At 53.0% G+C, this 19,978-nt stretch carries 18 protein-coding genes; 15 read left to right on the forward strand and 3 right to left on the reverse strand.

Features of this window, described 5'->3' with window-relative positions; genetic code table 11:
• Positions 1–143 precede the first annotated feature (143 nt).
• The 4 genes from BJU60_RS00220 (at position 144) to BJU60_RS00235 (ending at position 5,602) form a co-directional block, all read left to right on the forward strand.
• Entirely contained in the window at positions 144–1,115 is a 972-nt protein-coding gene (locus tag BJU60_RS00220; protein ID WP_070326965.1) for a BMP family lipoprotein, read from the forward strand.
• Positions 1,112–2,755, forward strand: a complete 1,644-nt coding sequence (locus tag BJU60_RS00225) for a methyl-accepting chemotaxis protein (protein WP_070326966.1) — start codon at positions 1,112–1,114, stop codon at positions 2,753–2,755. The genes BJU60_RS00220 and BJU60_RS00225 overlap by 4 nt, the downstream gene beginning before the upstream one ends.
• Before the next feature lie 161 nt (positions 2,756–2,916).
• Positions 2,917–3,468 (forward strand): helix-hairpin-helix domain-containing protein, encoded by a 552-nt coding sequence (locus tag BJU60_RS00230; RefSeq protein WP_070326967.1) that lies wholly within the window; start codon positions 2,917–2,919, stop codon positions 3,466–3,468.
• A 1-nt stretch (position 3,469) separates the two neighbouring features.
• Positions 3,470–5,602 carry a DNA internalization-related competence protein ComEC/Rec2 gene (locus tag BJU60_RS00235; RefSeq protein WP_070326968.1) on the forward strand — a complete coding sequence of 711 codons (2,133 nt, stop codon included), beginning with the start codon at positions 3,470–3,472 and terminating at the stop codon, positions 5,600–5,602.
• Between the two features lie 53 nt (positions 5,603–5,655).
• On the opposite strand, the gene BJU60_RS00240 is transcribed toward BJU60_RS00235, so the two are convergent.
• Positions 5,656–5,820, reverse strand: a complete 165-nt coding sequence (locus tag BJU60_RS00240; protein WP_070326969.1) for a YqzM family protein — start codon at positions 5,818–5,820, stop codon at positions 5,656–5,658.
• 97 nt (positions 5,821–5,917) lie between these two features.
• Here BJU60_RS00240 and holA point away from each other — a divergent pair, with 97 nt between their 5' ends.
• A complete protein-coding gene (holA, locus tag BJU60_RS00245) occupies positions 5,918–6,922 on the forward strand; it encodes a DNA polymerase III subunit delta (protein WP_083273932.1) in 1,005 nt (334 codons plus the stop codon).
• 9 nt (positions 6,923–6,931) lie between these two features.
• Positions 6,932–7,363 (forward strand): GNAT family N-acetyltransferase, encoded by a 432-nt coding sequence (locus BJU60_RS00250; protein WP_070326971.1) that lies wholly within the window; start codon positions 6,932–6,934, stop codon positions 7,361–7,363.
• Positions 7,364–7,393: 30 nt separating this feature from the next.
• On the opposite strand, the gene rpsT is transcribed toward BJU60_RS00250, so the two are convergent.
• Positions 7,394–7,654, reverse strand: coding sequence for a 30S ribosomal protein S20 (gene rpsT, locus BJU60_RS00255; RefSeq protein WP_034778152.1), 261 nt, complete (start codon positions 7,652–7,654; stop codon positions 7,394–7,396).
• A 219-nt stretch (positions 7,655–7,873) separates the two neighbouring features.
• Between rpsT and lepA the strand changes: the two genes are divergently transcribed.
• From lepA to hemW, 5 genes are all read left to right on the forward strand, one after another.
• On the forward strand, positions 7,874–9,697 hold the full coding sequence (gene lepA, locus BJU60_RS00260; RefSeq protein ID WP_070326972.1) for a translation elongation factor 4: 1,824 nt from the start codon (positions 7,874–7,876) through the stop codon (positions 9,695–9,697).
• A gap of 107 nt (positions 9,698–9,804) precedes the next feature.
• Positions 9,805–10,881 carry a 3-phosphoserine/phosphohydroxythreonine transaminase gene (gene serC / locus BJU60_RS00265; RefSeq protein WP_070326973.1) on the forward strand — a complete coding sequence of 359 codons (1,077 nt, stop codon included), beginning with the start codon at positions 9,805–9,807 and terminating at the stop codon, positions 10,879–10,881.
• Positions 10,859–12,022 carry a phosphoglycerate dehydrogenase gene (locus BJU60_RS00270; RefSeq protein ID WP_070326974.1) on the forward strand — a complete coding sequence of 388 codons (1,164 nt, stop codon included), beginning with the start codon at positions 10,859–10,861 and terminating at the stop codon, positions 12,020–12,022. Before serC ends, BJU60_RS00270 begins: the two co-directional genes overlap by 23 nt.
• 12 nt (positions 12,023–12,034) lie before the next feature.
• The gene (locus BJU60_RS00275; protein WP_070326975.1) at positions 12,035–13,219 is read left to right on the forward strand and encodes a DUF1015 domain-containing protein; all 1,185 of its coding nucleotides are present in this window, start codon (positions 12,035–12,037) and stop codon (positions 13,217–13,219) included.
• A gap of 66 nt (positions 13,220–13,285) precedes the next feature.
• Positions 13,286–14,440 carry a radical SAM family heme chaperone HemW gene (hemW, locus tag BJU60_RS00280; RefSeq protein WP_070326976.1) on the forward strand — a complete coding sequence of 385 codons (1,155 nt, stop codon included), beginning with the start codon at positions 13,286–13,288 and terminating at the stop codon, positions 14,438–14,440.
• Between the two features lie 37 nt (positions 14,441–14,477).
• On the opposite strand, the gene BJU60_RS00285 is transcribed toward hemW, so the two are convergent.
• Entirely contained in the window at positions 14,478–15,083 is a 606-nt protein-coding gene (locus BJU60_RS00285) for a DUF1054 domain-containing protein (RefSeq protein ID WP_070326977.1), read from the reverse strand.
• A 192-nt stretch (positions 15,084–15,275) separates the two neighbouring features.
• Here BJU60_RS00285 and hrcA point away from each other — a divergent pair, with 192 nt between their 5' ends.
• The 4 genes from hrcA (at position 15,276) to dnaJ (ending at position 19,960) form a co-directional block, all read left to right on the forward strand.
• Positions 15,276–16,298: a heat-inducible transcriptional repressor HrcA gene (gene hrcA, locus BJU60_RS00290; RefSeq protein WP_070326978.1), complete on the forward strand. Its 1,023-nt coding sequence runs from the start codon at positions 15,276–15,278 to the stop codon at positions 16,296–16,298.
• Between the two features lie 17 nt (positions 16,299–16,315).
• Positions 16,316–16,891, forward strand: coding sequence for a nucleotide exchange factor GrpE (gene grpE / locus BJU60_RS00295; RefSeq protein WP_070326979.1), 576 nt, complete (start codon positions 16,316–16,318; stop codon positions 16,889–16,891).
• Between the two features lie 29 nt (positions 16,892–16,920).
• A complete protein-coding gene (gene dnaK, locus BJU60_RS00300) occupies positions 16,921–18,744 on the forward strand; it encodes a molecular chaperone DnaK (protein WP_070326980.1) in 1,824 nt (607 codons plus the stop codon).
• A 109-nt stretch (positions 18,745–18,853) separates the two neighbouring features.
• The gene (gene dnaJ, locus BJU60_RS00305; RefSeq protein WP_070326981.1) at positions 18,854–19,960 is read left to right on the forward strand and encodes a molecular chaperone DnaJ; all 1,107 of its coding nucleotides are present in this window, start codon (positions 18,854–18,856) and stop codon (positions 19,958–19,960) included.
• Positions 19,961–19,978: the final 18 nt, after the last annotated feature.

Consider the following 19,978-nt stretch of genomic DNA (forward strand, 5'->3'; position numbering starts at 1 on the left):
GCAATCGTCTGCAGCCTTGTTTGTCATGAAGTCGTCACGTTGTTCGAACAATTCCTTTAAATTTCAAAAGGTTTGACTTCAAATCCGGTGTAAATCAGACGATACATGAGATGTCAGACCATTAGAGAGAGGAAGTACATGTTATGAACAAAACAATTATAATCGGCGCATTGACGACTTGTATCGTTTGGCTATCCGGGTGTCAGTCTGTCATCGATCAGCCCGAACAGACGGTCGAACCTCGCCAATCGATGGGTGTCGTCCTGTCTGACGTTGGTCTCGGGGACCAATCGTTCAGTGACGCTGCGATGCGTGGCATGGGGCAGTTACGAGAGACGGGAGATTGGTTCGTCGATTATCGAGAATTGGACGAGACCGAAACATACAAAGTAGGATTTGAGCAATTGGTCGAAGATGGACACGATGTGGTCGTCGGTCTCGGTTTCGCGAGTCAAACCGATCTAGAAACGGTGGCTTCAAAGCACCCAGATCAACAATTTGCCTTAGTCGACGCGGTATCGACGTTACCAAACGTCATCTCGGTCACGTTCGAAGAGACAGAAGGCAGCGCGTTGGCCGGTGCGGTCGCGGGACTTGAAACCGAGTCCGATAAAATCGGATTCATCGGAGGAGTCGACAACGAGTTGATCCAGAAATTTGGAACCGGGTTCGAGTTAGGGGCGAAAAGCGTGAACGAGGACGTCGAAATGATCGTCGACTACGCGAACGATTTCGCCTCGCCTGAGATCGGACGGAAATTGGCGGAAAAACAGATTGCCGCAGGGGCCGACGTGCTCTACGCTGCGGCCGGTCTGACCGGTGTCGGTGTACTCGAGACGGCTGAACGAAACGGGATCAAGGCGATCGGAGTCGACAGCGATCAATCGATGATCGCACCCGATGCGGTCATCACGTCGATGTTAAAGCAAGTCGACTTGGCCATCGTCAAGATCGCGGACAGTCTTCAAACAGAAGCAATCAACAACCATATCGAACTCGGAATCGAAGAGGGCGGTATCGGGCTAGCAGCGCTGCGCCGTGTGCAATGGACCGATGAAGAGACAGAGCAGTTTGAAGCGGTTCAGAAACGGTTGCTGGAGGGGACGTTACAATGACTTTACGCAAACGCTTTATCTTCTCGACCGTATTCACGGTCTTACTCATCGTTTTGATGATGAGTTATGTATTGACGACGTTGAACCGGTTGCAGACGTACAATGAGCAATACGGAACCCAGATGATCGAGTTATCTCAACTCGAGACGTCACTTTTGCAAGAACAATCCCTTTGGACGTCGCTCGGTGAACAGATGAGTCAATCGACACTGACGCAGCTCGAGCGGATTCGTGCCACGAACACGGAGACGTTCCAAGAGATGAATCAAACCTATTTGATCGATGAGTTTTCAACTCACCTTGACCGAGCCACAGCTAAATATGAGCGCATTGGAGCAAATATTGAAACGGCTCAAGCAGGCGGCATTGCTGCCCGGATTCAAGCGGCGAAACTAGAAGGGGTCTTGAACGACGTGAACACGTTGTTGTTAAAAAACGGAACGTTTTACGAGGCGTTGCAAAAAGAAGCGGCCGACGAGACGAAGCGCCTGTTCCTCGTCTCAATCTTGTTGACGGTGTTCGTCGTCACGGTGTTAAGCCTGTACAACTTCTTCTTCGCCCGCTCGATCACACTTCCGCTCGAACGGAACGTGAAAGCAGCCGAGGCAATCGCGGCCGGGCATTTGATCACGTTGCCGGATTCAACGCGACGCGATGAGATCGGCCGACTAGAACGCGCCATGCGAGATATGACGGCGTCGCTTCAAACCGTGATCGGCTCGATCCGGGTCACGTCGGTCAAAGTGAATGAGATGACAGAGACGGCCGCCGCTGAAAATGAAGCAGTCGCGAGTACGACGTCAAACATCACGAACGCGGTCGATGAGATGGCGAACGGGGCCCAATCGATCGCGACTGAACTTCAAGAGACGCTCGAGTCGGTCGGGATCATGGCGACATCGTTCGAGACGAGCTTGAACCAGACGAAACAAACGACCGAAGAGACGACCGAGATGACGCGCGAAGTGGCGGCCGGAATCGAGACGTTGACGGATCAAGAACATATTCTACGGCGCTCGAGCGAGCGGAATCAATCGCTCGTCGAACGGATGGACCAGTTCGCGAGAAAAACAGAAGAAATCGAGAAGATGGCAAAACTTGTCGAAGACGTTGCCGCCCAAACGAATTTACTTGCCTTGAACGCCGCGATCGAAGCCGCACGAGCCGGTGAGGCCGGACGAGGTTTTGCTGTCGTCGCGAGTGAAGTGAAGAAATTGGCTGAGGAGAGTAATGTGGCGACGCGCTCGATCTTCGGGGTCGTCCAAACGATTCGGGACGAGGTCGGCAATTTGACAGACATGGTCGAAGAGTCGAGCCACGAGCAAACGGCGCAACTTCAAGCGTTCGGACTGACGAAGCAAGCGTTCACACGCATCCATGATCGGACCGATCACGTGGCCTCGTTCGTGGGCACGATCGAACAAGAAATGGTCGCTTCGAGCCGTGAAGTCACGAACGTGTTGAAACGCGTCGAAGAAGTGAGTGGTGTGACCGAAGAATTAGCAGCCGGTAACGAAGAAGTCGCCGCCTCGATGAAAGAGCAACAGGCAAGCTTTGATCAAATCTTTGCCTTGATGCAAGAGCTAGAAGGACAAGCCGCCTCACTGGCGAGCCAAGTTCAACATTTTGAAGAGCAATGAGACAAGTTTCGGCTTGTCTCTTTTTTGCGTTCCGATACGTCATCGATCCGTGGGTGAACGGTCAAGCATTGCGACCGCATCTAGCAACTAGGACTTGAGCGTGAGCCGGCTATTTCTCGCATACTAATGAAGAGACATTCGTTTATGTGGGGGGGAACGATATGGAGAAGTGGAAACGGTATGTCGTCGCGTTGCTCGTCATCTTGTTCGTCGGTGTCGGCTATATGTTCTATTCGAAAGAGCCGGAAACGACGATGGTCGAGGAGTTTACGACGGTGGAGGAAGCAGAGGCGGGCCCGGTGACAGAAGTTGTCGTCTACGTCACAGGAGCGGTCGAAGCGCCCGACACGTATACGATGCCGCAAGGGGCTAGAGTCGGGGACGTCTTGTCTCTCGCCGTGTTGACGGACGAAGCTGACCCTGAACAGCTGAATTTAGCCCAATTGCTCGTAGACGGCACGAAAATCACGGTACCGAAACAAGGAGAGGCCGTTGCAGTCCCGGAAACCGATACGACGAACGGCATTCACGTCAACAGTGCGACGAAAGAAGAGTTGATGACCGTCCCCGGGATCGGTCCGGCCAAAGCGGACGCTATTTTGAACTATTTGAAAGAAAACGGTCCATTTAAATCGTACGACGAGCTCGGGAACGTCAAAGGGTTCGGTGAGAAAACGCTCGAGAGCATGGAAGGCTATTTGTTGGTCCCGTGATATGCCGATCTATCCATTGATCCCGATTGGTCTATTCATTGCTTGGAAGTCCGGGGCTTTTGGTGTCGTGCTCTTGTTCGGGCTAGCCTTGTTCCTGACGTGGCGTCGGCAAGCGGTCTACACACATGTCGGTGCGATCTCACTCGTTTTCCTAGTCCTGTTACAAAGTTCTGACCCAGCGGTACATGAAGCCGGGGACTCAGTCTTCGCCATCGAGAGCCGACGCGACAACGGTCAATCGGTTCGACTCTATGGTGAATCGAACGGGATGTCTGGGGTCTTGATCGGGCGCGACGTCGAGCTCGGGCGGCCGGGTGAGACGTGTCTCGTCACGTTCGAACCAGTCCCTTTTTCACCGCTTCGAAATACAGGAGGTTTTGACGAGGCGAAATGGGCGCACGGAGCTGGATTGTCTTTTAAAGGGAAGGATGTCCATGTCGAGCGGTGTCGACCGAGTGACGGATTAAATGGGCGCATGCTGCGCTGGAAAGAACGTCAGCTCGAACGGATCGAAGCGACGCACCGTCCGGACGTGGCGCTTTATATGGAAGCGTTACTGTTTGGTGAGAGCCGATTGCTCGACGAGGAGACATCGTTCTCCTATCGTGTGACGGGTCTGCTTCATTTACTCGTCATTTCCGGGTCCCACATCGCCTTGCTCGTGTTTATGCTCAGGTGGATGTTTCGTCCGTTGCCGCTTCATCGGGAGACGAAACTTGGCCTCGTGATCGTCTGCGTGACCGCGTTCGGTTGGCTGACCGGATTTTCGCCGCCGGTGGCACGAGCCGTGCTTGTCGCTGACGTCGTGCTCGTCTTGTCGCTATGCGGTCAGACGATTCGCGACCCGGTTCGTATGCTCAGTTGGTGTGCGGCAGCCTTGTTAGCCGTTCAACCGTACTTGCTATGGAATCTCGGGTTTCAATTGACAGTCGGTATGACCTTGTTTTTGCTTTTGACACGGTCGATGTGGACAAATCTGTTCAGCGTAGCGCTTTATGCCCAATGGTTCGGTTTAATTTTTTTATGGCAAATCCAGCCGGTCATCTCAATCTTTGCTCCGGTGTACAACGTGATTGCCGGATTGTTGATTTCCTGGGCGATCCTTCCGCTTGCACTCGTCACTTATGTGATGCCGCAGTTCGAACCGACGCTCTATCCGATTCTCGACGGGTTGAACGGGATGTTTCAGATGCATCATACGTATCGTCCGTGGGTCCCGTTGCACGACATCACATTTTGGCATGCGGTCTATTTGTTCGTGTTGCTCGGGGTCGGATTGATTCTGTTAGATAAGAAACGAGCGGTCGGATGGGTCATTGCGGCAGTTTCGCTGCTTGCGTTGCACGTCTGGTTAGAATGGTCGGAGGAGCCGCGGGTGACGTTTTTAGACGTCGGGCAAGGGGACGCCATCGTCGTCGAGCAAGCCGGCATCACCGGTGTCATCGATGTCGGCGGCGTGTTTCAACATCCGGATGAGCAGAAACGGTCGACGTTCGACCCGGGTGCCGATGTCGTCGTCCCTTACATATGGAAACGAGGCGAGACCCGACTTGATTTCATTTTGCTGACGCATGCCGACCATGACCATATCGGTGGGCTGACGGGCGTGCTTGATCTGATTCCGGTCGAGGAAGTATGGATCGCGGCGGAAGTGGCCGATGAAACGAAGCGGCGGGCGTTAGTCGACGAGCTCGAACCGTATGACGTGAACGTGCGGTTGTTAGAAGCAGGAGAGCGGCCTTATCCATGGATGTGGGTCGTCACACCGGTTGATGCGGGTGAGGACGAGAATGCGAATTCAGTGTCGGTTTTTATGAAAGTCGGAGACTTGTCCTATTTATTGACGGGTGACTTACCGGAGGCGAACGAGCGGTTGATCCCGACTGTCGACGTCGATGTGTTCAAACTAGGCCATCACGGGGCCGAAACGTCTTCCGGTGCTGACTTGATCGCTCGCATCGATCCAGAGTTTGTGGTCGTCAGCGTCGGCGCCAACAATCGATACGGTCATCCTCATCCAGACACGCTCGCCCGTATTCAGGGAAGGCGGTTGTTGCGGACGGATGAGGACGGGATGGTCGTCTGTGAGCGGGGAGGGTGTCAGGGGAGCGTGAGAAGGGCAGTCAGGCCATGAAAACTATGATAAACTAAAAAGCGATTGCTCCCCCGGGGCAATCGCTTTACGACTTAAAGACTTAAGAATTTGATGAGAACACCGATTGCGAAAATCGTGACGAAAAAGCCGAACGGGACGATGAAGCCGATTGCTGAATCGATGGCATCGTTACGTTTGCACTGCACGTCGTTCTCAAACGGGTTTTCGCTTTGCGGGCGAACCGAGTTAATATGCATAGTGAGTCCCTCCTTAAAATGGTTCCGTTCTAAGTATAGCGAATCAAAGAAGGATAATCTATGTTTTAGATAAGAATAAATTGTGAAAGTGGTGTGTGTGTTGAATGAACCGTGGTTGCACAACGGGAAGTTGTCGAACGTATACGTCCTGTACGGGACAGAGAAGTACTTGCTCGAGACGTGGGAACGAGAAATCGTCAAGGCGGCCAGTCCGTCCGGCGACAAATTTGACGTCATGCAGCTCGATTTACATGAAACGTCACTCGATACGGCGTTAGACGAAGCTGAAACGGTACCGTTCTTTAGTGACTACCGCACCGTCATCGTCAAACAGGCCCAATTTTTAACCGGCGCCAAAGAAAAACAAAAGCAAAATCTCGAGCGGTTGACCGAGTACGTGTTGCAGCCGGCGCCTTACTCGGTGCTCGTCTTCATCGTTGAAGCGGAAAAACTCGATGAGCGGAAGAAAGTCGTCAAGCGCTTGAAAGAGCGAGCCATCGTCCTCGAGGCGAAGAAGCCGAGCCAAAGTGAGCTCATGCGCTACGTCAATGACGAGCTGAACCGGCGCAGGCAGTCGATGGAGCGGACGACGGTCGAACGCTTGCTATTCCTTTGTCAAGACGACTGGGGCAAGCTCGTCCGGGAACTGGAGAAGCTCCAGCTCTATGCTGGCGACGGAGCCAACATCCCGCTTGAAATCGTCAACGATCTCGTGCCTCGGACGCTAGAGGACAACGTGTTCCAACTGTCCGAGTATTTGGTGGGACGACGGGCCGATTTGGCGCTGCGTCTCGTCCGTGATTTAGAAAAACAAGGCCAAGAACTGATCGGTCTCTTGGCGTTGCTCGCCCGTCAATATCGAAATATGTACCTCGCCAAGCAGTTGACCGAGAAAGGGTACGGCGAGAAGCAAATTGCCTCAAAAATTGGCGCCCACCCTTATACGGTGAAACTGGCGACGCAAGCGAGCCGTAACTTTTCAGAGGCACAGCTCGCCAAGGCGCTCACGCTCATCGCCGATGCGGACGAAGCGATGAAGACAGGACGGGGCGACAAGCAGATCGTGTTTGACACGCTCGTCTGTCAATTAACATTACTGTGAGGTGGTTGTATGTTGCAACAAGTGTTGCTTGAAGAAGTGATCCCGCTCCGGCATGAAGTACTGCGTCCAGGTTTAGCCGTTTCGACGTGTTATTTTGACGGGGATGACGCCGAGTCGACCCGTCACTACGCCTGGGCTGAAGACGGGCGTATCTTATCGATTGCGACGGTGATGCGACAAGGCCGGGAGCTGTCTGGCGAACGAGTTTCGTTTCAACTGCGCGGCATGGCCACCGATCCGGCCATCGCCGGGACGGGCATCGGATCTCGTTTCTTACAGGCGGTCCATCGTGAATTGAACGCTTCTTGGTGGTGTAACGCTCGCGAGGTCGCGGTCCGGTTTTACGAACGCAACGGCCTCGTCATCGTCGGGGATCCGTTCGAAATTGAAGGCATCGGGACACATTACGTCATGCTATACAAAAAAACAGCCGGCTCCTGAACGGAGGCGGCTGTTTCGTTTGTTCTCTAATTAGAGAGCTGCGATACGAGCTGCGAGACGTGATTTGTCACGACCTGCTTTGTTTTGGTGGATGAGACCTTTTGCTGCAGCTTTGTCGATTTTCTTCGTAGCGAGGACGAAAGCTTCTTGAGCTGCTTCTTTGTTTCCTTCGACGACGAGAGTATCGACACGTTTTACTGCTGTACGCATTGCTGCTTTCTCTTGCGAGTTAGCGACGCGACGTTTTTCAGAAGTTTTTGCACGTTTGATTGCTGATTTGATATTTGCCATGTTATTTCACCTCCTGAAACAAGAAAGTGTATGTTCTCATTACTTCAAGTAATCATTCAACAGAACAAGCACAATTGTAGCAAACGGTTATTCGAAAAGCAACCACTTGATGATTATTCTGAAAACTATATGTGGTATTGTTGTAGTAGGTCGTACACATTAACTTAGGATTTTGATATAATGACACGGTATGCATGAGAAGGATAGGTGAACCCATATATGAACAAACAAGAATTAGAGAACCGTCAGAAGAAGATTCGCAACTTTTCCATCATCGCCCACATCGATCATGGTAAGTCGACGCTAGCTGACCGGATTCTCGAGAGAACTGGTGCGCTTACGGCGCGTGAAATGAAAGAACAGACGCTTGACGCGATGGATCTCGAACGGGAACGTGGCATCACGATCAAATTGAACGCTGTTAAATTGAACTATACCGCAAAAGATGGAGTTGAGTACATCCTTCATTTGATCGACACGCCTGGACACGTCGACTTCACGTATGAAGTCTCGCGCTCACTCGCGGCGTGTGAAGGTGCGGTCCTCGTCGTTGATGCCGCCCAAGGGATCGAGGCGCAGACGCTCGCAAACGTCTACCTCGCACTCGACAACGACCTCGAGATCATCCCGGTCATCAACAAGATCGACTTACCGTCGGCTGACGTCGAACGCGTCCGTCAAGAGATTGAGGACGTGATCGGACTAGACGCCAGTGATGCGGTGCCGGCTTCTGCCAAGGCAGGAATCGGGATTGAAGAAATTCTTGAACAGATCGTAGAGCTTGTGCCGCCGCCGACGGGAGATCCGTCAGCACCGCTTCAGGCTTTGATCTTCGACTCGTATTACGATGCGTATCGTGGCGTCGTCGCCTCGATCCGAGTCGTCAACGGTTCGGTCAAAGTCGGGGATAAAGTTCAAATGATGTCGACCGGTAAATCGTTCGAAGTGACGGATCTTGGTGTCTCGACACCTAAACCGTTATCTGTGAAAGAGTTGAATGTCGGAGACGTTGGTACGCTCTCGGCATCGATTAAAACGGTTGGCGACGTTCGTGTCGGTGATACGATCACGCTCGCTAAAAACCCATCGACCGAGCAACTTCCTGGTTACCGTAAGATGAACCCGATGGTATACTGCGGTCTTTATCCGATTGATGCGGCCAAGTATAACGATTTGCGTGAAGCGCTTGAGCGGCTCCAGTTATCTGATGCGGCACTCGAGTTCGAGCCCGAGACGTCACAAGCGCTCGGATTTGGTTTCCGTAGCGGATTCCTCGGCATGCTTCATATGGAAATCATTCAAGAGCGGATCGAGCGCGAGTTTGGAATCGACTTGATCACGACGGCACCGTCGGTTATCTATCACGTCACGACGACGTCAGGAGACGTCATCCACGTCGATAACCCGTCGAAGATGCCTGAGCAACAAAAAGTTGAATTGATCGAAGAGCCATACGTCAAAGCGGCGATCATGACACCGAACGATTACGTCGGCTCGATCATGGAACTTTGTCAGAAGAAACGTGGCAGTTTTATCGATATGGAGTACATCGATACGACCCGTGTTAAAATCACGTACGATATTCCGCTCAGTGAAATCGTCTACGACTTCTTTGATCAATTGAAATCAAGTACGAAAGGCTATGCCTCACTTGACTATGATTTGATCGGGTATCGTCCGTCACGCCTCGTCAAGATGGATATTCTCCTCAACAACGAGCTCGTCGATGCGCTCAGCTTTATCGTTCACCGCGACTTCGCCTACGAACGTGGGAAAGTCATCGTTGAAAAGTTAAAGGCGCTCATCCCACGGATGCAGTTCGAAGTGCCGATCCAAGCAGCGGTCAGCACGAAAATTGTCGCCCGGTCGACGATCAAGGCGTTGCGTAAAAACGTCCTTGCCAAATGTTACGGCGGCGACATCTCGCGGAAACGTAAACTTCTCGAGAAACAAAAAGAAGGTAAAAAACGCATGAAGATGGTTGGATCCGTCGAAGTGCCGCAAGAAGCGTTCATGTCCGTCTTGTCGATGGACGAAGAATGAGTGGTCGCCCTTATCCATGGATAAGGGCGATTTTTTTCATTTGGCAGGATTCGTGACGTCCGGTACGGAATAGTACCCACTTACAGAAAAATAGAGGAGGAGTAGCGGTGACCGTCTATAATTTTTCAGCAGGGCCGAGCGTTTTGCCAAAATCGGTACTACAAGAAGTGCAAGACGAGTTTCTGTCTTATCAAAAAACGGGTGTCTCGATCGTCGAGATGAGCCACCGTTCGGAGCGCTTCATTGCGATTACCGAGGCGCTCGAAGCGAGGCTGCGGAGGTTGATGGGCATCTCAGACGATTACGCCGTCCTTTGGCTGCAAGGCGGGGCGACGCTCCAGTTCTCGATGATTCCGATGAACTTGCGTACGACAGGGCGTTTCGCTTATCTCGACAGCGGCACGTGGTCGAAAAAAGCGATCGCTGATGCCCGCCACTATGGGGACGTCGCCGTCGTCGGCAGTTCGGCGAGTTCGAACTATCGGGAACTGCCTGACTATGAAGGGGATGGCGAGACCGCCGATTATCTCCACTTGACGCTGAACAATACAATCGAAGGGACACGTTATACGATGCTTCCGGATACAGGCATCCCGCTCGTCGCGGACGTGTCCTCCAATATTTTGGCAGAATCGATCGACGTGAGCCGCTACGGTCTGCTGTACGCAGGCGCCCAAAAAAATATCGGACCGGCCGGGTTAAGCGTCGTCATCATTCGTCGCGACTTGATTGTCGACCGCGATTTGCCAAGTTATTTGAACTACGCCCGTCACACCGACACCGTTTTGAACACACCGGCGACGTTTAGCATGTATGTCGCCGAACGGGTTCTCGCCTGGGTCGAACGGACGGGTGGCGTCGCCGAGATGGAACGGCGCAACCGTGAGAAGAGCGCGCGATTGTATGCTTATTTAGACGGCTCAACGTTGTTCCGGTCGCTCGTCACAGGAGATATCCGTTCATTGACGAATATTCCGTTCACGACGGGACGGGACGAGACGGATCGAGCGTTTCAACAGTTCGCCGAGGAACGTGGATTGATCGAACTTGGTGGCCACCGCTCGGTCGGAGGGCTGCGAGCCAGTCTTTACAACGCGATGCCGCTCGAAGGAGTCGTTCGTCTAGTCGAAGTGATGCAAGCATTTGAACAGGAGGGATACGATGTTCCACATCAAAACATATAATCAAATCGCATCAGCCGGGCTAGAGCGTTTTGAGCCGAGAGAATACGCCGTCAACGCAGTGGAGCAGGCCGATGCCTGGGTCATTCGGAGCCATGACGTTCACGACGCCGAGATTCCCCCGTACTTGCTCGCGATCGCCCGGGCCGGGGCTGGGGTGAACAACATCCCGCTTGAGCGCTTGGCGCGTCAAGGCGTCGTCGTGTTCCATACACCAGGGGCGAACGCGAACGCGGTCAAAGAACTCGTACTCGCGAGCATGCTTTTATCGGTCCGGCCGATCCTTGAAGGCGCGCGTTGGGTGAACGAGCAAACGTTCCCAAGCCAAGCGTTACTTGAGCGGGCGATGGAAGACGAGAAGCGCCGTTTCGTCGGCTCTGAATTACGAGGCAAGAAGGTCGGCATCGTCGGCCTCGGTGCGATCGGGGCGTCGCTCGCGAACGACCTGCTCCAGCTCGGTGTCGACGTCGTCGGGTACGACCCGCATTTATCGGTCGATGGGGCGTGGAACGTATCGAAGCAAGTAAAACGAGCCAAGCACTTGGACGACTTGCTCAGAGACGTCGATTTGCTCTCGATCCATATGCCGCTCACGGACGACACACGCAACTTGATCGACGCTAGTTGGTTCAAACGGATGAAGCCTGGGGTGACGTTATTGAACTTCGCCCGTGGCGAGCTCGTGAACGACGCTGATTTGATTGAGGCGTTACAAGATAAAGTGGCGACGTACATTACAGACTTCCCGCAACAGGCGTTACTCGGCCATCCTCAAGTCGTCGCTTTTCCGCATCTTGGGGCTTCGACACGAGAATCCGAAGTGAATTGCGCGATTCAAGCCGTCGATACGCTGAAACTGTATTTAGAGACCGGAAACATCCGGAATTCCGCTAACTTCCCGGACACTGAACTTCCTTACGTCGGCAAGCGACGCTTGGCGGTGCTGCACTTGAACGTCCCGAACATGGTCGGTCAAATCGCGAGCCGGCTCGCCGAGAACGGGATCAACATCGATAACATGGTGAATCGCAGCCGGAACGATGTAGCCTACACGATGATCGACATCGATAACCATAAACAAGAAGAACTGTCCGTGCATGCTTTGTACGACATCGAGGGCGTCATGCGCGTCCGTGAATTTTAAGGAGGGATCAATATGGTCATATTTAAACCGTTTAAACCGTATATGCCGGCCCATCCTGAAGCTGTGGCGGCCGACCCGTACGACGTCGTGAACGTCGAACAGGCACGAGGAGACGTCGAGCGACGTCCGAACTCATTTCTCTCGGTCGATAAGCCGGAACTGTTTGCTGCTGATCTGTCGCTCGAAGCGTGGGGACGACGTGCGAGGACCGAGTTGGAACGGTTGTACGCGACTGAACTGACGGAACAGGCAAACGGCTTTTACGTCTATCGGCTGACGAATCAAGGGCGGCGCCAAACCGGTCTCGTGGCGACGTTTTCGGTCGCGGATTATGAGGCGGGCCGCATCAAGATCCATGAACATACACGAGAAGTGAAAGAGCGGGAACGGGTCGAACATGTGGCGGCGACGAAAGCGCACACCGGACCGATTTTACTGAGCCATGAGCCGGACGAGGCGTTACGGCGTATCCTTGAAGCCGCCACGAACGAACGACCTCTATTTTCCTTCACGGACAGTCAAGGTGTCTTGCACGAAGGCTATGCGGTGCCGCCGAAAGACCAGGCGCGTGTCATTATGATCGGGGCGACGATCCCGTCCATCTATATCGCCGACGGGCATCATCGGGCCAAAGCGGCGGCTGTCGTCGCGGCGCTAGAACTGCCTGAAGGTGAATCGAAACTAGAGCGCGATCACTTTTTAGGTGTGCTCTTCCCGAGCGACGAGTTGACGATCTTGCCGTACCATCGCCTGTTGACCGATGTTACGCCTGAAGAAGTCGCGGCTTTATTGGACGGGATTTCGTTCTCGTACGAAGTGGTGTCGACTGACGGCCTCGTCGTTCCGCAAGCGCGCGGTTCGTTCGGATTGTCTTACCGTGGCAAACAGTATGAGTTGACGAAACGACAGTCGACCACGGCTCTCGACGTCGCCACGCTACAACGGGATATTCTCGAACCGTACTTCGGAGTGGACGATGTCCGGACCGATAAACGGATTGACTTCGTCGGCGGCTCAGACGCCGCCTTACAACTGGAACGGTTGGCCGAGCGACCGGATGTCGTCGTGTTGACATGTCACGCCACGGCGATGGGAGAGTTGATGCAGGTCGCCGATGAATCCGGACAGATGCCACCGAAATCGACTTGGTTCGATCCGAAACTGAAGAGCGGATTGTTCATCCATCGTTTCGATTGAATGCAGACAGTGGCGTGAAGACGTAAAAAGCGTTATAAATGGAAGGAGAAGAAAGGGGTGGCCGCCATGGCTAAAGCCGTATATCTTCACATTCCATTTTGTGAACATATTTGTTATTACTGCGATTTCAACAAGGTGTTCTTAAAGAACCAACCGGTTGATGACTATTTAGATGCGTTAGAACGAGAGATTGTCCTATCGCTTGAACAATATCCGACAGATGAGATCGAGACGATCTTTATCGGCGGAGGAACGCCGACCGCGCTCGATGAGGTGCAGATGAAACGTCTCATGGACATGGTCGAGCGGCACTTGCTCCCGCTCGCTACAAAGAATATAGAATACTCGGTCGAGGCGAATCCGAACTTTGTGAGCGCCGAAAAGCTCGATACGATGAAACGAGGCGGTGTCAACCGCGTCAGTTTCGGCGTCCAGACGTTCGACGACGGCGGGCTTGAACGGATCGGGCGGACGCATCGGGCGGATGACGTGTTCGCGACGGTGACGGAGGCGGCGAAACGGTTCGACAACATCTCGATCGACCTCATGTTCGGACTACCGGAGCAGACGCTCGAACAGATCGAACGGGATCTCGACTTGGCGTTCAAACTGCCGATCCAACACGTCTCGTCCTATTCCTTGATCCTCGAACCGCACACCGTCTTCGCGATTCAAGATCGCAAAGGCAAGCTGCGTCTGCCGGGTGAGGACATCGAAGTCGCCATGTACTTGAAAGTCATGGAGACGCTCGAACGCCGTGGGCTCAAGCAGTACGAGATCTCGAACTACAGTGTCGAGGGACGGGAGAGCCGTCACAACCAAGTGTATTGGCGGAACGAGGAGTATTACGGCTTCGGAGCCGGGGCTCACAGTTACTTGAACGGCGAGCGCCGGGCGAACGTCGCGCCGATCCCGCACTATATCAAGGCGGAAGGTTTACCGGTTCGAAGTACGACGACACTCGAGACGTTCGAGCGGATGGAAGAAGAGTTGTTTCTCGGTCTCCGGATGCGCAGCGGTGTGTCGTTCGAGACGTTCGAAACGAAGTACGGTGTCTCGATGGAGTCGGTGTTCGGGCACGTCTTGTCCGAACTGAAAGCGAAACAGTTGATTGAAACGACGGACACGCACGTCCGGTTGACCGAGTCGGGACTCCCGCTCGCCAACGAGGCGTTCGCGGCATTCATCGGTGAGGCACGATTAAATGATGTGACAACGTAAAAACAGGCGAATCCGATGTCGGATTCGCCTGTTTTAGTTAGAGAACGAGCTCGCGGTAGATCGGCATGAGCCGTCCGAACGTATCCTCGACAAGGGCGAGGAACGCCGCTTCGTTTTGGAGGATCGAGGCATCGGCCGAAAGTTGACGACCGATCAAGAAGTCGGCTTTTTTGACGGTCGCGAAGCGCTCGACGATGGCATCGATTGACGCAGAGGACGTCTCTTCGATCAAGAACGCCTCTTTTTTCATATGATCGCCGGCAAGATGGAAGTCGGGAAATTCATGTTTAAAGTCGATTGTCATGAGTCGTTTGCCGATTGCTTCTTTGTTCGGCATCTCATAGATGAAGGCAAGCCAGACGAAGACACGGTCGTCGAACAGACCGACTTGGAAATGCGGATGTTTCTTATAGCCACGTTTATCGTGACAGATCGCCATCCACGTATCTTTCGGCGGATTGACCGTCCGGCGGGCGTGCTTGGCGACGTGGAGATAGAGCGGGATGCCGACGTCGGCTTCAAGCTGCGGACCGACCTCGTCATAGATGCGATGGAACAGCGGTTGAATGTCCGCGCGAATACCTGACATGCGGGCGTCGAGCCCGTCTTGCGTAAACACGTTAAATTGTTTAGTTGTAAACATATGATCACCTCAATTCGTATCATACCGAAAGTGCGCGGAAGATGCATTTCGAATGACTTTCAATCGATGGAAAAAATGATGCATTTGAATTGACAAATAAGGAGAACATGATAATATTTGAAGTGTGATTAGCACTCAGTAAATATGAGTGCTAATAAAAGTGAGGCCAATCCTTCAGAGAGGAGTGATGTTGTGCTGACAGAGAGACAATTGCTCATTTTACGAGCGATCATTGATGATTACATTCAGACAGCCCAGCCCGTCGGTTCACGGACGCTTTCGAAACGGGATGACTTGTCGTTCAGTTCGGCGACGATCCGAAACGACATGGCGGATTTAGAAGACATGGGCTTGATCGAAAAACCGCACACTTCAGCAGGACGAATCCCGTCTGAAGTCGGATATCGTTATTACGTCGATCACCTTGTCGAGACGAAACTCATCGACGAGCGGGAAACATATCGGCTCGGGGAACGCTTGCGAGCGTCCGCCCAAGAGTCAGAAGTCCTCATTCGTCAAGCCGCTGACCTACTCTCTGATTTGACCAATTATACGACGGTAGCGCTCGGTCCGAGCAGTCAGATGAACCGGCTGGCACGGATCGATTTGATGCCGCTCGATGAACGGCGCGGTGTCGTCTTGATCGTAACGGATCAAGGGCACGTCGAACATCGAACGGTCGTGTTCGAATCGCCGATGGCGCCGGATATGGTCGAACAAACAATCCGATTTTTAAACGATCGTCTAAAAGGAACTCCGCTCGGTCAACTGAAGTTCCGTATCGGAGAAGAAGTGTCAAACCTTCGCCTCGCTCATCAACAACAATATGAGTCGATGATGCAACTCATTCAAGCGACCGTCGGGGTACATCATCCGACCTCGCTGTATCTTGGTGGGAAGAAAAACATCTTCAACCAACCCGAGTTTCAAACGCTCGATACGTTACGTCCGTTCCTAGAGTGGATCGACGAGCAAGAACGGTTGACCGACTGGCTCGAATCGTTGCCAAATCGCGAGATTTATGTGAGCATTGGGAGCGAGAATGGGATCCTTGCGCTTCAAAATTGTAGCGTCATCACCTCGGACTATACGCTCGACGGCAAGACGTTCGGGACGATCGCGATGATCGGTCCGACCCGGATGGATTATCGGCACGGGGTGCGGATGATGGGACAAATCATTGAAGCGTTAAGGCGAACGAAACTAGAAGAGTGAACGAAAGGAGCCTCAATATGACTACTGAAAATCAAAACGGGCCAGACCAAGAAGAAGAAGTGCTCGAAGAGAAAGATTTCGACGCGTTGCAGTCAGAGACTGCGGACGCTGACGAGGTTTCAAATGCTGAAATAGTGGAAGAAAGTTCTGAGGGACCAGATTTGCAACAAGAAATCGAAGCGCTCAAAGCGAGCGAGCTTCGGATTCGTGCTGATTTTGACAACTTCCGCCGCCGAACGAACGAAGAGAACGCGAAACGCGTCAAGTTCGCTTCGCAAGCCGTCATCGAGAAATTGATTCCGCTCATCGATAACTTTGAGCGTGCGCTTCAAGTCGAAGCGTCTTCAGACGATGCAAAGAACATTCAAGCGGGCGTCGATATGATCCACCGTCAATTGCTCGACGTGTTAAACGCCGAGAACGTTGAAGTGATCGAAGCGGTCGGTCAGCCGTTCGACCCGAATTATCACCAAGCGGTCATGCAAGAACCGAGCGATGAGTTCGAGTCTGGGATTGTAACGATGGAGCTTCAAAAAGGGTACACGTTGCACGGACGCGTCATTCGTCCAAGCATGGTAAAAGTTTCAGAATAAAATTACTTAACTAGATGGAGGAATAGACAATGGCTAAAATTATCGGAATTGACTTAGGAACAACGAACTCTTGTGTAGCAGTTATGGAAGGTGGCGAAGCGGTCGTCATCTCAAACGCAGAAGGGAACCGTACGACACCGTCTGTCGTCGCATTCAAAGGGGAAGAGCGTCAAGTCGGTGAAGTCGCGAAGCGTCAAGCGATCACGAACCCGAACACGATCCAATCGATCAAGCGTCATATGGGAACGTCACATACGGTCGAAGTCGACGGTAAGAAATTCACGCCACAAGAAATTTCGGCCATCATTTTGCAAAAACTTAAAAAAGATGCAGAAGACTACCTTGGTGAGTCAGTAACTGAAGCGGTCATCACAGTTCCTGCCTACTTTAACGACGCTGAGCGTCAAGCGACGAAAGACGCAGGGAAAATTGCCGGTCTTGATGTCAAACGGATCATCAACGAGCCGACGGCAGCGGCGCTCGCTTACGGCCTCGACAAAGGTGAAGACCACACGATCTTGATCTATGACCTCGGTGGCGGTACGTTCGACGTCTCGATTCTCGAGCTTGGAGACGGCGTGTTTGAAGTCGTCGCGACAGCAGGGGACAACCGACTCGGCGGAGACGACTTTGACCAAAAAGTCATCGATCACCTCGTATCCGAATTCAAGAAAGAGAACGGTATCGACCTCGCGCAAGACAAGATGGCGCTCCAACGGTTGAAAGATGCGGCCGAGAAAGCGAAGAAAGACCTTTCAGGCGTGACAAGCGCACACATCAGCCTCCCGTTCATCACGGCAGGGGCAGCAGGCCCGCTTCACCTTGAAACGACACTCACACGTGGGAAATTCGATGAGTTGACAGCAGACCTCGTCGAGCGCACGATGGAACCGACTCGTCGCGCGTTGAAAGACTCAGGCCTCACGCCGTCTGACCTCGACAAGATCATTCTCGTCGGTGGTTCGACACGTATCCCAGCGGTCCAAAAAGCGATTCACGACTTCACGAAGAAAGAGCCATTCAAAGGCGTTAACCCGGATGAAGTCGTTGCCCTCGGCGCAGCGATCCAAGGTGGCGTTCTTGCCGGTGACGTGAAAGACGTCGTCCTTCTCGACGTGACTCCGCTTTCGCTCGGTATCGAGACGATGGGTGGCGTGATGACGAAGTTGATCGATCGCAACACGACGATTCCGACATCGAAATCACAAGTGTTCTCGACAGCGGCAGACAACCAGCCAGCCGTTGACATCCACGTCTTGCAAGGGGAACGCCCGATGGCGCCTGACAACAAGACGCTCGGTCGTTTCCAATTGACGGACATCCCGCCGGCACCACGCGGTGTACCACAAGTCGAAGTCAAGTTCGACATCGATGCGAACGGAATCGTTCACGTATCGGCGAAAGACCTCGGTACGAACAAAGAGCAGTCGATCACGATCCAGTCGTCTTCAGGTATCGACGAGGCTGAAATCGAGCGCATGGTGAAAGAAGCGGAAGCGAACGCGGAAGCAGACAAACAGCGTAAAGAAGAAGCAGAGCTCCGTAACGAAACGGACCAACTCGTCTTCGCGACGGACAAGGCGATCAAAGACCTTGGAGATAAAGTCGACGCAACAGATAAAGACAAAGCCGAAGCAGCGAAAGAAAAAGCAAAATCAGCACTTGAAGGTACAGACCTCGAAGCAATCCGTACGGCGAAAGATGAGCTATCTGAAGTCGTACAAGAATTGACGCAAAAAGTATATGCGAACATGGCTGAACAGCAAGGTGCTGAAGGCGCTGAGACACAAACAGAAGCGAAAGACGATAACGTCGTCGACGCGGAGTTTGAAGATCTCGACGATCGTAAATAAGGCAACCGATAGATTGGATGGCGCCAAAGCAGGTTTCTGCTTTGGCTCTTTCCATGTTAAGGTAGAATCGGTAAAATCGAACTTGAAACAGTAAAGAGGAGAGAGTAACGTGGCGAAACGAGATTATTATGAAGTGCTTGGCCTAGACAAATCGGCCTCGGCGCAAGACATCAAACGGGCCTATCGCAAATTGGCACGGGAATATCATCCAGACATCAACCAAGAGCCGGATGCGGCGGATAAATTTAAAGAGCTCGGTGAGGCGTATGAAGTGCTGTCAGACGAGCAGAAACGGGCTCAATATGACCGCTTCGGATTTGAAGGAGCGAGCCAATTCGGAGGCGGCGGTGACTTCCAAGGCGGATTCGGCGACATCTTCGACATGTTCTTCGGCGGCGGCGGACGTCGTCAAGACCCGAACGCACCGCGACGCGGAGAAGATTATCAATACGTCGTCGACCTCGACTTCATGGAGAGCGTGACCGGTAAGACGGAAACGATCGACCTTGAGATCGAAGTCGAATGTGACACGTGTATGGGCAGTGGTGCCAAGCCGGGGACGAAACCAGAGACGTGCGGCCGTTGTGGCGGTAGCGGTGTCGAAACGGTCGAACAGAACACGGTGATCGGTCGCATGGTCAATCAGCGGACGTGTAGCCAATGTCATGGAACAGGCAAGACGATCAAAGAGAAATGTACGACGTGCCATGGCTCTGGTCACGTCAAGAAGACACAGCAAGTCGAAGTCAAAATTCCTGCCGGTATCGATAACGGCCAACAAATCCGCATGTCCGGCAAAGGTGGTCCTGGCGCTAACGGTGGCCCGGCCGGCGATCTTTACATCGTCGTCCGCGTTCGGGCGCACGAAATCTTCGAGCGAGTCGACCAGCACATCTCGATGGAGATGCCGGTCACGTTCGCGCAAGCAGCACTCGGCGCCGAACTCGAAGTCCCGACCGTGCACGGCAAGGTCAGCTTGAAAGTGCCAGCCGGAACACAGACCGGATCGAAATTCCGTTTGCGTGGAAAAGGGATGCCGAGCGTTCGCGGCGGCGGCAACGGCGACCAGTACGTCAATATCGTCATCATGACACCGACGAACATGACAGATCGTCAAAAAGAATTGCTCCGCGAGTTTGAAGAAATCAGCGGAGAAGCGGGCGTGGAAGAACAGCACGGCCTCTTCCAAAAGATGAAAAAGTTTTTTAGCCAGTAAAAGGAGCGTGTACAAGCG

The organism is Exiguobacterium aurantiacum, from assembly GCF_001766415.1.
In the GTDB taxonomy this organism is placed as follows: Bacteria; Bacillota; Bacilli; order Exiguobacteriales; family Exiguobacteriaceae; genus Exiguobacterium; species Exiguobacterium aurantiacum_A.

Excerpts from the sequence above, each read along its gene's own strand:
- BJU60_RS00220 (WP_070326965.1), top strand. The coding sequence starts at position 144 with ATGAACAAAACAATTATAATCGGCGCATTGACGACTTGTATCGTTTGG.
- BJU60_RS00225 (WP_070326966.1), top strand. The coding sequence starts at position 1,112 with ATGACTTTACGCAAACGCTTTATCTTCTCGACCGTATTCACGGTCTTA.
- BJU60_RS00250 (WP_070326971.1), top strand. The coding sequence starts at position 6,932 with ATGTTGCAACAAGTGTTGCTTGAAGAAGTGATCCCGCTCCGGCATGAA.
- rpsT (WP_034778152.1), bottom strand. The coding sequence starts at position 7,654 with ATGGCAAATATCAAATCAGCAATCAAACGTGCAAAAACTTCTGAAAAA.
- BJU60_RS00275 (WP_070326975.1), top strand. The coding sequence starts at position 12,035 with ATGGTCATATTTAAACCGTTTAAACCGTATATGCCGGCCCATCCTGAA.
- BJU60_RS00240 (WP_070326969.1), bottom strand. The coding sequence starts at position 5,820 with ATGCATATTAACTCGGTTCGCCCGCAAAGCGAAAACCCGTTTGAGAAC.
- dnaK (WP_070326980.1), top strand. The coding sequence starts at position 16,921 with ATGGCTAAAATTATCGGAATTGACTTAGGAACAACGAACTCTTGTGTA.
- BJU60_RS00235 (WP_070326968.1), top strand. The coding sequence starts at position 3,470 with ATGCCGATCTATCCATTGATCCCGATTGGTCTATTCATTGCTTGGAAG.
- BJU60_RS00285 (WP_070326977.1), bottom strand. The coding sequence starts at position 15,083 with ATGTTTACAACTAAACAATTTAACGTGTTTACGCAAGACGGGCTCGAC.
- hemW (WP_070326976.1), top strand. The coding sequence starts at position 13,286 with ATGGCTAAAGCCGTATATCTTCACATTCCATTTTGTGAACATATTTGT.
- grpE (WP_070326979.1), top strand. The coding sequence starts at position 16,316 with ATGACTACTGAAAATCAAAACGGGCCAGACCAAGAAGAAGAAGTGCTC.
- lepA (WP_070326972.1), top strand. The coding sequence starts at position 7,874 with ATGAACAAACAAGAATTAGAGAACCGTCAGAAGAAGATTCGCAACTTT.
- BJU60_RS00230 (WP_070326967.1), top strand. The coding sequence starts at position 2,917 with ATGGAGAAGTGGAAACGGTATGTCGTCGCGTTGCTCGTCATCTTGTTC.
- BJU60_RS00270 (WP_070326974.1), top strand. The coding sequence starts at position 10,859 with ATGTTCCACATCAAAACATATAATCAAATCGCATCAGCCGGGCTAGAG.